The organism is Secundilactobacillus similis DSM 23365 = JCM 2765 (genome assembly GCF_001311075.1).
Taxonomy (GTDB): Bacteria; Bacillota; Bacilli; order Lactobacillales; family Lactobacillaceae; genus Secundilactobacillus; species Secundilactobacillus similis.
This window is the reverse complement of sequence record NZ_BBAD01000002.1, coordinates 15,294-28,733: the sequence shown is the minus strand read 5'-3', so window position 1 is coordinate 28,733 and position 13,440 is coordinate 15,294. Positions and strand designations below refer to the sequence as shown.

6 protein-coding genes and 4 pseudogenes are annotated in these 13,440 nt (G+C 48.6%); 5 read left to right on the top strand and 5 right to left on the bottom strand.

All coding sequences use genetic code 11. The features are described from left to right. Positions 1-382 precede the first annotated feature (382 nt). A complete protein-coding gene (gene spx / locus JCM2765_RS00720; RefSeq protein WP_054732558.1) occupies positions 383-781 on the bottom strand; it encodes a transcriptional regulator Spx in 399 nt (132 codons plus the stop codon). Positions 782-1,212: 431 nt separating this feature from the next. On the opposite strand from spx, the gene JCM2765_RS00715 reads away from it, so the two are divergent. Both JCM2765_RS00715 and JCM2765_RS00710 read left to right on the top strand, forming a co-directional pair. After that, positions 1,213-3,411: a cation:proton antiporter gene (locus JCM2765_RS00715; RefSeq protein ID WP_054732555.1), complete on the top strand. Its 2,199-nt coding sequence runs from the start codon at positions 1,213-1,215 to the stop codon at positions 3,409-3,411. A gap of 779 nt (positions 3,412-4,190) precedes the next feature. Continuing rightward, positions 4,191-5,754 (top strand): annotated as a pseudogene (locus JCM2765_RS00710) (bifunctional metallophosphatase/5'-nucleotidase). Between the two features lie 324 nt (positions 5,755-6,078). On the opposite strand, the gene rny reads toward JCM2765_RS00710, so the two are convergent. From rny to JCM2765_RS00690, 3 genes and pseudogenes are all read right to left on the bottom strand, one after another. Beyond that, positions 6,079-7,671, bottom strand: coding sequence for a ribonuclease Y (gene rny, locus JCM2765_RS00705; protein WP_054732552.1), 1,593 nt, complete (start codon positions 7,669-7,671; stop codon positions 6,079-6,081). 447 nt (positions 7,672-8,118) lie between these two features. Then, positions 8,119-8,735, bottom strand: a pseudogene (locus tag JCM2765_RS18890) (YoaK family protein). A gap of 98 nt (positions 8,736-8,833) precedes the next feature. Next, positions 8,834-9,778, bottom strand: a complete 945-nt coding sequence (locus JCM2765_RS00690; protein ID WP_054732545.1) for an alpha/beta hydrolase — start codon at positions 9,776-9,778, stop codon at positions 8,834-8,836. A 186-nt stretch (positions 9,779-9,964) separates the two neighbouring features. Here JCM2765_RS00690 and JCM2765_RS00685 point away from each other — a divergent pair, with 186 nt between their 5' ends. From JCM2765_RS00685 to JCM2765_RS00675, 3 genes and pseudogenes are all read left to right on the top strand, one after another. Further along, positions 9,965-10,396: a helix-turn-helix domain-containing protein gene (locus tag JCM2765_RS00685; protein WP_054732541.1), complete on the top strand. Its 432-nt coding sequence runs from the start codon at positions 9,965-9,967 to the stop codon at positions 10,394-10,396. Positions 10,397-10,462: 66 nt separating this feature from the next. Beyond that, complete coding sequence (locus JCM2765_RS00680; protein ID WP_054732537.1) at positions 10,463-11,308, top strand: hypothetical protein; 846 nt, start codon at positions 10,463-10,465, stop codon at positions 11,306-11,308. A gap of 19 nt (positions 11,309-11,327) precedes the next feature. Then, a pseudogene (locus tag JCM2765_RS00675) lies at positions 11,328-12,249 on the top strand (LysR family transcriptional regulator). Positions 12,250-12,670: 421 nt separating this feature from the next. Here JCM2765_RS00675 and aroD read toward each other — a convergent pair. After that, positions 12,671-13,431, bottom strand: a pseudogene (gene aroD / locus JCM2765_RS00670) (type I 3-dehydroquinate dehydratase). Positions 13,432-13,440: the final 9 nt, after the last annotated feature.

The window sequence follows — 13,440 nt, the reverse complement described above, 5'->3', positions numbered from 1 at the left end:
TGTGGGGTTGCTTACTTTATTGCTTGTCGGCTACTGCGCCGAAACGTGCGGAGAAAAACAAAGAGCGGAGTAACTAAAGCTACCCACAGCTCTGTTATCGAATGCTTTTGGCATCGCTCATTGCGATTACTTTGTTTTCGGCGCCGATTTTAATTTTTCGCTTTGCTTTTTTTGGGCAGCATTGCGGAATTGCCTACTTTATCGCTTTGTTGGCTACTGCGCCGAAACGTGCGGAAAACAGCAGAGAGCTACATGTAAGGGCCAACCCAACAAACCTACCAAAGACCGGTAGCTTCATTGGGTTGGCCCTTACACTACGCTCTCTAAACGCTGTTTTCCGCACTCTACAAAAAAAGAGGCTTTTTCAGCCTCTTCCACTAATTTATGAACTTAATTGAGCTTCCAAATTACGCAATTCTGCTACCCGGACGTTGCGTGGTAAGAAGCGACGAATCTCTTCTTCGTTGTAGCCGACTTCCAAACGCTTGTCATCAAAGATAATTGGGCGCTTGATCAAGTCTGGATATTCAACAACTAACTTTACCAGCTCGCTGACTGATAAATCGTCGAGTTCCACGTTCAACTTTTTAAACACGTTTGACCGAGTTGAGATAATATCTTCACTCCCGTTTTCAGTCAATCGAAGGATCTGCTTCACTTCGTCCGCGTTTAACGGGTTTGATTTAATATTACGTTCCTTAAATGGGATGTGATGGTCTTCTAACCATGCACGAGCTTTACGACTAGATGCGCTACTTGGTGCAACATATAAGTTAATCATATTTAAGCACTTCCTTCATTTCGCTTTCCCCTAGCGACAAACATAAAACTAAGTTTAAACCATCCATTACTCCGTCCCCAACACATCATAATGAACACTCTTATCATACCACATTCACAGAATTATTCAAGTTACCTTTTATATTTTTTAGCTTGTGAAAAAAGATGTAATGTGTGATATTATTTTCGCTATAAATACTATTAAACAGGAATTTATACCGGTTTTACTTTGTGTAGGTTTATAAAATTAATAACTGGATTTATCCGGATAAGCTTGTTTTACTTATCAAGTGAAAATTTAGCTACAGCTTTGTTTATTAATTACTTATTCCTTAAAGAAGCTACAAACCGCGACGTTTCACCACTGCTAGTTCATATTCACTTCAAAATGGGGTAGAATTTAACTATCTTAGCTTGGGGGAGTGATTCACCGTGTTTGTTTTCTTCATGGTCGTATTACTAGTTGTCGCAGCCATTGCTGCTAACATTGTTTATGCCATTTATCCAAAGATTCCACTCGCATTTTACCAAATCGGGGCTGGGCTGGTTTTGTCCCTGCTACCGACTTTCGGTCATTTTCAGCTTGAACCAGAAATTTTTCTGCTCGTCATCATTGCGCCACTGATGTTTAACGACGGTCAGAGCACGGATTACCACGTTTTAAAGAAAAACATTCGGTCAACATTATCGTTAGCGGTCGTTCTGGCACTCGTTACCATTATCGGCGGCGGCTTATTAAGTCATGCGATGTGGCCCGCCATTCCGCTAGCCCTGGCTTTTGGACTCGCAGCAATTGTAACACCCACCGATGCCGTTGCCGTTTCTTCCATTACAACGGGGATCGACATGCCTGAACATGTCTTGGGCGCGCTTGAAAATGAATCCCTCTTTAATGATGCTTCCGGGATCGTAGCGCTGGATCTGGCGCTAACTGCTTTTAGTACCGGCCATTTTTCACTTGGCCAAGGGATCGAGCACTTCCTCATCGTCTTTCTCGGCGGGATCTTAGTCGGCATCATTTTGGGTGGCGCCATCGTGCTCCTGCGACTCTACTTTCAACGTCGGGGGCTGGACGCCATTGCCGTCATCTTACCTTTCAACTTACTTACCCCATTCATCGTTTACCTTGCGGCTGAACACCTCGGCGTTTCTGGCATCTTAGCGGTTGTTGCTACCGGGATCATCCACGGGATTCAGCAACGGCGTTTACGGTTAACGTCGACCCAGACCCAAGTAGTGACAACAACGACTTGGGAGGTACTCACTAACCTGCTTAACGGATTCGTTTTCGTCTTATTAGGTGAAGCGATGCCAAGCGTCTGGGCTAACTTATCTCATTCTGATTCGAAACACCTCCCCTTGTTAGTGATGATTGCAGTTGGCTTGTACCTCCTAATGGGCATCCTCCGCTTCGTCTGGTGCCAGTTAAATCTGGTGGATTTAAAATCCAAGGAAACGCGCCTTAAAGATGGCCTGATTTTATCGCTTAGCGGCGTCCACGGGACGATCACCCTAGCGATGGCGTTCTCCCTCCCATTGACGTTAAACGGCCATGCATTTCCATTCCGGACGGCCCTAATCTTCGTTGCTGGAATCGTAATTTTACTAAGCCTTCTCGTGCCAACGTTGATTTTGCCGTTACTGCTACCTAAGAAACAAGAAGCGTTTACTCAAGAAGAATTCAACGATCAACTGGTTCGAATGGTAAATTTCGCCATCACGCAACTGAAACAAACCGAGGCCGATAGCACGGCGTTAAACCCCGTCATTGAAGTTCTCAGTAGCCAAAAAAATGAACTTCGAAGCACCGCCGATTCTAAACAGGTACACAAACTCCTCCAATTGGCCGAAAATGCCGAACATGCGGCCATCTTCGAATTGATTGATGCTGGTGATGTGGAGGCTCAAATTGGTTGGCAGTACGATCGGATGCAACTGATGCAGGTTCAATTTGCCTTTCTCAACCCCTTTGCCCGCCTCACACTCTGGTTCCGGTTGGTTGCCTTCCGTCTGTTCCCACATCAAGCCAAGAAGCGTTACCACAAACAACTTTCGCAAACGATTGCCGCTAAAAAGAAAGCTAAACAGCAACTGATGCAAGAATTGACCACTCGGCGTCCCGATGGTCAACTCGCATTACCTGCAACTACGCCTCAACGCCAGCAATTAATTCAAACAGATCAAGCATCAAATCGTCCTACCAATCATCGCCACAACCTAGATCACCAGCAACGACGAGAAGTTCGTCACACTTTGACTCGTCAACAGCGCCGGGAAGTGCGTCGTCAATTCCAAAGTTCAACGGTGAAATCACAGTATTGGTCTAACATCGCTAAATTGGAACAAACCGGATTCAACACGGTGACTGCCTTTCTTGATAGCATCGAAACCGATGATAACCAGCAAGAAGTTAACGTGATTCGACACTATTACACTGTCCGTCATAATCGCTTCAACCAGTCGACAACAACGGCCGAACTCGAAAACGAACTGTTCATCATGGCCTTCCAGTTTGAGTACACCTACGTTCAAACCGCCGGCAAACAAGAACAACTGTCACCGGAACTTATCGGTGAGTTGCATAAAAAAATCTCCATGGATCAATTGGTCTACATGCAGTCCACGAATTAGTTATGGGGTTAACTATTTTTTAAGTCGTTTCAGTTACTTATTTGTTATGCTATGTTCACACTTTCTTCACAATTTCGCTTTATATTGTACTCATAGCTTAATATTTATTAGATAAATATTTAAGTAAGCTTTTTCATTTTACTCCTCCAAAGTAAAATTAATATTTTCGTGAACCCCATCACGAAAATGCCTACTCCTATGTGTAAAACCTATCCTCCCCCGGATGGGTTTTTTCTTTTATAGTGCGAAAAAAAGTGGTCAGAGCGCGGTTTGTAAGGGACGCTAAGTGAAACTACCCGGTTTTTGGGTAGTTTTGCTTAGCGTCCCTTACATGCAGCGCTCTACTTTTTTCGCACGTTTCGGCGTGGTCGCCTAAAATTACCAACCACACAAACTTCACTAAATCACCGATTACCAGGAATCAACCAGCCACCTCAGCCGAAACAAACGTAATATCAATGAACGTCGCCAATACACTCGGTTCTAGCAGTCTCATACATACAGCCACACGTTTCGATCCAATTACCAAAAAACACCAACACCCTAACCATCAACAACCATCACTTCCCCAATTATCCAGCATTCACCAGTTTTAACTAACCAACCTCCACCAAATATGACAACAATGTTACAGTCCCACCTTCACCGCCACAATCCCGCACCATACCACCCTCAACTTCCCCCACCTCCCCAAAAGCAGGCTTGCCGTCCCTCCCGTTCAGGCCTATAATTCTAGTTAACTATAAGGCAAATTGAATCTTGCCGATGGAGGAAGAAGCATGCAGCTGACCATCCTTTCAACCAGTGATACTCATGGTTATATCTTTCCAACAAACTACGTCAAACCAAGAGCGCACATGCCCTTTGGTTTAATTCGGGCTGCCACTGTCATTGCTGCAGAGCAACGGGCGGCGCCGGGACCCACGATCACCATTGACGATGGTGATTTTTTGGCGGGATCGCCATTAGCTTACTACGTGGCGCAGGTTCAAACGCCACCAGATCCGTTACCCCTCACGCGCATTTATAATCAAATCCACTACGATGCGGCCGTAATGGGCAACCATGAATTTGACTATGGCACCCAGTACCTTGAACGAGCGTTAAATGCCACTGAGCGTCCCATCGTTAACGCCAATATTCTCGACAACGCCGGGCGACCACTCTTTGGACAGCGGTATCGCATCATCGAACGTGGCGGCGTTAAAATTGCGATTCTTGGCCTGACAACTCGGGCGGTGATGCAGTGGAAGAATCACGCCAACGTTGCCAATGACGTCCATTTTCGGACTGCTGTGTCAGTGGCGAAAGAACTCGTTCCCTACCTCAAAAAAATCGCTGACATCGTCATCGTCGCCTACCATGGCGGCTTTGAACGAAGCCTAAAAACGGGTAAACTAATTGAATCGCTCAGTAACGGCGAAAACGAAGCTTACCAACTCCTAGAAGAGGTTAAGGGAATCGATGCCTGATCACCGGCCACCAACACCGTAAAATCGCCACAACGCTCTTTGGTGTCCCCGTGACTCAACCTGGTTACCGCGGCGAGGCCGTGGGTAAAATCGTACTGGACCTGACCCCAGTGGACGGTGGCTACGTCGTCACCGTCCACACAGTTCACGTGATCGATACCAAATCCAGTAAGTTTGACGAAGCCATTGCCACCCATAGTCGTCAACTTGATAAAACGGTAGACTACTGGCTGGCCGAACCCTTGGCTCAGATCAATGGCGACCTCACGTTTAAGAGCGCTGCCAAGGCTAGAATGGTCGAAACCCCCTACACTGAATTTATTCAACGGGTTCAACTCGAGACCATGGGCGCTGACATTTCAGCAACGTCCATCTTTAACAATGAAGGTCACGGGTTCGAAAATCCGATTACGATGCGCAACATCATGACCAACTACGTCTATCCCGATGGACTGGCACTTGAACTGATTACGGGCAAGGACCTTAAAGCCGCTCTCGAAAAAACGGCAACTTACTTCACCATGTCCGCGGATCAACAAATCGTGGTCAATCCCGCCTTCTATTCACCGAAATTACGCCATTATAATTATGATATGTACGAAGGCATCAACTACCAGATCAACGTTGCCCAACCAATTGGTAAGCGGATCAGTAATCTCACCTACCAAGGCAACCCGTTCGCGATGAACAAGAATTCAAAATTGCCCTTAACCGTTATCGCGCTGGTGGTGGTGGCCACTATGATATGTTCCAAGCTGATAAGATCATCGCTGAGAATAAGACCCCGATGAGCCAAATCATCGCTGATTACCTCCGGCGGCATCCGGTGATTACGGCTGAAGCTGATCAGAATTTTACGGTGATGCCGTAAATGAAAACGGGTTGTCGCATTCCCCTAGTTTTAGGAGAATGCGGCAACCTGTTTTTTGATTTTGGATACATCGTTGGATGTGACCGAGTGGTAATCGGCGATGTGTTTTGCTATTACTGATTTTCGGCGCTAGCTGTGCTGTAGTTTCACGGTTTATCGACTGTATTGAGTCGTTGGTCTGCGTTACCGTTTTGTGCCTACTGCGCCGAAACGCGCGGAACAAAGCAAAGAGCTGCATGCAAGGGCATTAAGGCGAACCCCCAGACCCAGGGGCTTCACCTTAATGCCCTTACACTCCGCTCTTTAAACGCTTTGTTCCACGCTCTACGCACGCTTCCGTTTCTTCTTCTTCGTTGGCTTATCCCCAACATACTCAACAGCCCGCAATTCGCGAATCGTTGTGACCTTGATTTTACCTGGATACGTTAAATCGCGTTCGATTTGATCCTTCACATCGTTGGTCAACTTGGCGCTTGCTTCATCATCCAGCACCTTCGGCTGAACCACGATTCGAATCTCACGACCCGCTTGGATGGCATAGCTATCCTGCACACCGGTGTGGTCGTTAGCAATTTTTTCCAAACTGTGTAGCCGGTTAATGTATTCCTCGACCGACTCACTCCGGGCACCAGGCCGTGAACCAGACACTGCATCAGCCGTTGCGACCAACGTGGCAATTGGCGACGTTGCTTCCACGTCACCATGGTGCGCCGCAATGGCGTTGATAATCACGGGATCTTCGTCAAATGCCGTGGCTAAAGCGACCCCAATTTCAACGTGAGTTCCCTCAATTTCGTGGTCAACCGCTTTCCCGATATCATGCAACAAGCCGGCGCGAACCGCTAAACGGACGTTTTCGCCAAGTTCTGCCGCCAATACCCCGCTCATTTGAGCTACTTCAATCGAGTGATTCAGCACATTTTGACCGTAGGAAGTCCGGTATTTAAGCCGACCAATAATCTTCATGAAATCTGGGTGCATGAAGCCAATCTTCAAGAGGCTGACAACCCGTTCACCAGTTTGGCGAAGGTCCTTTAAAACGTCACTTTCAGCTGCGACAACCTGTTTTTCAATCGAAGCCGTGGTGATCTTACGTGACGCCAACAAGCCCTCAATCGCAATCCGGGCCGTTTCGCGTCGAACTGGATCATGCGTGCTGATCAGCAACACATTGGCTTGTTCCGGATCAAAAATCAAATCCGTCCCAGTCAACGACTCCAGCAAGCGAATATGCTGCCCATCGCGACCAATCAATTTACTCTTGGTATCGTTAGTTGGTACCAACACACTGTGTTCGGCATGTTCACGTGGCCAATCAACCGGTCCCCGTTGAATCGACTCAATAATGAGATTTCGAGCCATTTTATCGGCTGAAGCTTCCGCATTATCGGTCAATTCTCGCACCGTAACATCCGCTTCTCGGGACAAATGCTGTTCCGTTTCCGTTCGAATCATTTGCTTGGCATCGTTGATCGACAACTCCGCCCGTGTCGCAATTTCAGTTTGGCGCTGCGTATGCAACTGCCGTGCTTGATCTCGCGTTGTATTCAACGTAGTTTGGTCATTATCCAACGCCGCTTGCGTCTCATCGATGCCGCCTTGGCGTTGATCCAAACGATTCGCCATCTGATTCAACATCGTTTGTCGTTGCTCTAATCGATCGTTTCGCGTCTTAATATCTGCTTGTTGGCTAGCCAACTCTGCTTCAGTCGTTACCCGTTCCTTTTGAACAGTCGCTTTAGCTTTCGTTTGATAATCAGTTGCCTGCTGAGCAGCCGTCTGTTGCGCAGCCGCCCGAAGTGCCGCTGCTTTTTGGGTCGCGACCGCTAACTCGTGACGATACTGACGACGCCGGCTAACACCACCAATCACCAGACCCACGATCAACGCGACCACAACGGTTAATACAATCATCATTTACTCGGCACTCCCTTCCATTTTTAAATGTTTACAGACATTGTTCATTATACGCTATCTTGTTTAAATACTAAAGAGTTGCTGTCGTTTGTGTCCAGCGATAGTGTGCGGAGCGAGACGGGTTGAGAGCGGTGTGTAGGGGCACTTCGGTGAAAGCGCCCGGGCCTGGCGGTTTTATCGAAGTGCCCCTACATGCAGCTCTCAGTCTCGCGCAGCACCATTCGGCGTGGTGGCCAGAAAGCGCGTGGTTGACAAGCTTCCACAACTTCAGGAACCCTAGAAATGACAGTTTAAGTGACGCCGAATTTTGTAGCCTGAGAGCGCTGATTTTTATGCGGCTTTGGCGAGCGAAGCGATGACAAACAGCCTTCACCCAAAATCCACCCAATGCTTACACTGGACACAAGCGTAAACAAAAAGACCCAACCATTCGTTGAGTCCCCATTATCATTCCATACGTTCTTTCGATAACCAGATACCAATCAATCCCAGCGCATTAATCGCTAGACACAGCCAAAGAATCAGTTTCGTGCTGACCCAGGTACAGATCATTGCGGAAATGTACGCGCCGAAGATGAACATCAGCATGATCAACCCAGTCCAGACAAACTGATGCTTTGCTTTTTGGTCGTGGCCATAAAGCCATAAATACAGCGCCGTCATGAGATTTTTCGTATTCCCCGTCATGATGCCATTATTAATGGCTGAGCCTTAACTTGCCGGAAAGTGGTCAGTTCATACCCGGATAGCCAACCTAAGATTACAATTAGCACATAGGGATTAAACCAGTTTTGCCCGACCGCAACGACCAGCAGAATTGCCACAACCAGTAACATCAACCGGCCGTACCGTTCGCGCATGGTCGGCCGTTCGTTCAACGCTGTCAGCATACTTTGTGCCATAAGACAGCCCAACGCAAATCCCAACCACACGGGAATATTGACCCAAGCACGGGAAATGCCGCCATCAAACAGCTTCACCGCAAACACGATCATGTTCCCCGTTTGGGCGCTCGCAAACACCGCGTCATGCGCGATGTAGGTGTAGGCATCGATGGCCCCCATGGTAAACGTAGCTAAAAACGTGATCCAACCGTATTCATACTTTGATTTAGAAATCGGACTCCCCTCCGTTTCACATCAAGCTGACTTTATTTTATCACTTATTTGAAATACCGAGCTAGGAACGCCGTCACCGTCTGCCGGTACAACTTCGGGTTATGCGCAAAGGATTTGGCATGGGCCGCACCCTTCACCAGCACTAACTGCTTGGGACCAGCATCCGCTCGGTACAGTGGGTAGACCATCCGCGTTGGCACAAACGTATCGGCAGTTCCGTGAATGAACAGCATCGGCTTATGGTTCTTCGCCACCTGTTTGAGCGCACTGGCCTGCTTAAACGAATAGCCGTTTTTCAGTTTATTGATCTCACTCACAACCGGTACCAACGGATATTCCGGTAAATTATACATGGATTTCGCTTGGTACTTAATTTCATCATACACACTCGTATAACCGCAATCTTCAATGAAGGCTTTCACCTGCGATGGTGTCTTCTCACCGCTGATCATCATTGTCGTGGCACCACCCATGCTGACACCGAAGACGACGATTTGGGAGTCCTGTCCGTTTCGACGAATCACTTGGTGGATCCACTTGAGGTAGTCGAGGCGGTCCGGCCAGCCGTAGCCCGTATAATTCCCCTGACTCTTACCATTTCCCCGATCATCCGGCAACAGCACGTTATAACCAAGTTCATGAAATAACCCCGCATACTCTGCCATGTGAGCGCTACTCCCACCAAAACCGTGCGCGATAACAATCGTTTTTTTCGTGGTCTTCGCTGCGGGTACGTAATTCGCCACCAGTTTCAAATGATCGGTCGCCGAGGTTTCATGCCATACCAGCTTCTTCGTGCCGGCGTACCAGGTCTTTTCCTTATAAAGCGGGTCACTCTTCTTGACTGCCGTTGTGTTATGGATAAACGACTTCTTGCCTCTCGCAACCGCCATATTATAGAAATAATAGCCCGCTGCACCGATGCCGATCATGGCCACCAAGATGACGATGATGACCCCCGTTAACCAATGTTTTGTTCGTTTTGTCACGCTGTTTTCGCTCCTCTTCTTATGCCGTTATTTGCAATAGTAGAAATTATGGCGGTCATCACGAAATCTGTCAACTCAACTCATCTAAAACAACTTAGCGATACTTTCCCATCGTTAACACCCCACAACCGTCGCCGAACGCGCTATAATAGTAGTAATATCTAGCTATTATAAGGAGCGATGTGCATGTTTTCCGAACGACTTCGGGCGCTGCGCCGTGGTCAGGATTTAACGCTGGACCAACTGGCAACCGCCTTAAACCAACAATTTAAACCTGATGAGGACCACCTGAACACGCCGGCACAGATTGGTAACTGGGAACGTGGCATCCGAGTGCCTTCCTTTATGGAGGTCCGTAAACTCGCTGAATTTTTCGACGTCACCATGGATTACTTAGCCGGCAAAGCCGAACGAGACGATTACGATCTCAGCCGCCTCTTCCTATCTGGCAAGCAATTGACGTTTAACCACCAACCACTCACCTCAGAAGATAGTTACGAGTTATTCCAACTTCTCGATGGCTACATGCATGGCAAAGAACGCCGGCACAGTGACCAACCTCACAGCCAACAAGAATCATTGGAACTCGATCTTGGAAACCCATCACAAAACAATTAACCTAGCACGTGGCGTTTAAACCGGTTGAGCCGGTCGAAATGACACGTGTTTTTTGGAGGCCGTAATATGAATCCGAAACAGAAACGTAAACTACTCAAACGAGCGAAGCAACAACCCGCTAAACCCACCAGTTACATCGCAGCATTGCAACGCTACGCCCAACAGTTCAACGACTATCCGCAGGTCAAGCTTCTCATCAATAACGCCTTGACTGCCGACCACGCACTCGCCGCTGGTCGCCTACCACAGACGTTGCCGGAGTTGCTATTACCGGACAACATTCAGGATACGATTTTCAAAACGTTGAACCAAACCTACCCAGCCGGTGATCCTCAAGGTGACAAGCTATGGAACCAACTCACCCAAGCGCTCCCCGACCTCGATGCGAAACTGCGAGGCTTCCGGGACTATTTGGAAGACACCTATGGCATGTGGGCCTACATCTCCGCTCCGGTTGCTAAGGACCTGGCCGCGTTCATTAACGGCCGGCCAACACTAGAAGTCATGGCGGGTAACGGTTACGTCTCTAAAGGCTTGCGCGATAACCACCAAACCGTCATCGCCACCGACAGCAAGGACTGGACCAAGGAAAACGAAACCGGCCGCCACCCAGTAACTGAAATCGAACCCCTACCAGCCAGCGAGGCCTTTGCCAAATACCGCGACCAAGTTGACGTCATCGTCATGGCTTGGTCTCCCGATGGCCTGCCAATTGACTGGGAATTGCTCCAACAAATTCGCGCCGCTGATAAGGACTACGACTTCATCGTGATCGGCGAAAAGTACGGCGCAACGAACTCAAAGGTGTTCTGGGACAACGCAACGTTGCTGGACAATGCAGACGTGACCGCCCTTAATAAACACTACTTACCGTTTGATTTAATTCACGATCGCGTCTACCTCGTGGAATAATCCGCAAAGGAGGATCGTCATGAACCTACACCATCTCCAATTTTTTCAAGAACTCGCGCGAACGCAACACATGTCCAAAGCGGCCGAAAATCTCGGTATTTCTCAGCCATCGCTGAGTTACGCTATCAATAAGCTTGAGCAGGAACTCGGGGTACCTTTAGTAGAGCCCGATGGTCGCAATATTAAACTGACGGCATTTGGTAAAACTTACCTGAACTACATTAATGACGGTTGAATAGCCTTGATCAAGCAACGTTGCCATTCAGCAACTTAACGATCCCAAAAGCGGCCACGTTCGACTGGGGTTCACCTATACGATGGGCCAACGGTTAGTGCCGGAACTGATGCAGCAGTTCACTCAGCAGCCCGATAACGAACGCATCAGCTTTCAACTTGGTCAGGACACCACGGAGCACCTACTGGAAAAACTAGTCGATGATCAATTTGACCTAGTTTTGGCCTCCTATGCCGACCGGGTTCACGGCCAAGCCACTAAGGAACGTTTCCAATTCACTCCCATCGTCAAACAGGCCATCAAACTCGCCGTCCCAGTCAATCATCCGCTAGCGACTAAACCAACCATTAAATTACGCGACATCGCGCCATACGATCTCATCATGTTTTCGCAAAAAAGTGGCTTACGGCCCTTGATCGACCGCATCCTAAAGCAAGCTGAGTTGACCCCGAAAATCAAATACGAGATTGAAGAAGATCACACCATCATCGGCCTAGTGCAGTACGGCATGGGTATCGCGCTAGTACCTAACCTACCGCAACTCGACCAAAGCCAAGTCATCCTCCGTGAAATCACGGATAACCCGCTTAGCCATGAGCTCTTCCTCATCACGCGCAAACAACACTTCTTAACACCGGCTGTCCAGCGCTTTGACACTTTTATCCGACAATACTGTAAACAACACTTTGCGCATCAGAAATTATGATTTGTAGCGGCCTTAACGACTATCGTTCAGGCTGCTTTGATAAGCTAACGTTGCCGTTCAACGCGTCTTGAGATGTTCTGCGATAGTGCTGAATTGCGCCAACGTGAGATGTAGGTAAGCGACTAGGTGTATGTGTGTCGCGATGATTGGTGGTTGTTGGTGACCTTCCGACAACCGCCAATCATCGGGGACAAATGTAAGACTCGCACGGGGTTTAGCGAGGCTTACATTTGAGGTCTGAGACCGCTCTTTGGCTCAGACCGGCCCCACAGCAGGAACCTAGTCGCTTACCGGAATCGACAATCCAAGCAAATCACCGCACTTCACAAAGTAAACCGCAATATGCTTACGCTGGACACAAGCAATAGAAAAAGCGCAGCTACCCGACCGAAACGGTCAGGTAGCTGCGCTTTTCGTCATGCTAACTTAATTTCAAATCGTCTAATTCGCCCTTCAGATGCGTTAACGCAATCTGTCCCGGTGCTGAAGCAGCGCCGACCGTGGCGAAACTGACAACGGAGCCGACGAGTTCGCCGGCCATGCGGGTCACCTTACCAAGGTCGCCCATGGACATGGTGATGATGGGCTGTGCTAACGCCTGGTTGGCATGGTGCGTTGCTGCCAACAACGTCAGCACATCGTCAACCGACTGTGGCATTACGGCAACTTTGAGGACGTCCGCCTTCAAATCAGCCATATCACCTAACCGCCGAATGAGTTCGGCCTCGGTTGGGGTTTGGTCAAAGTCGTGGTTACTCATCACGATAGCAACTTGCTTGGCGTGGGCCTGAGTCACTAATGCTCGATTCGGCCCTCATCATGGTAGCGTTCCAAATCCAACGCATCCGTGAAGTTCCCGTTGATCACCGTGGCGCAGATTTGGAAGTAATCCTCATCTGGCAACGCCAATTCGCCGCCCTCCTGCTTCGTCCGGAAGGTTGTCAGCAACGCCACGTCCCCTAAAACGTCACGCAACTGTGCCCCAACGCGTTGCAGCGCCAGCGCATCTTGAACGTCATCGAAGAAGTCGATCCGCCATTCCACTAAGTCCGGCTTGGCTGCAACCGCATCCGCTGCCTGGCTTAAAATCGCCTTTGCCGTTCGACCCGTTACCGGTACCGCCAACTTTGGCCGGCCACTACCGAGAACCGTTTGTCGTAATGTTACCGTCTGTTTAACCACCACGTTTGT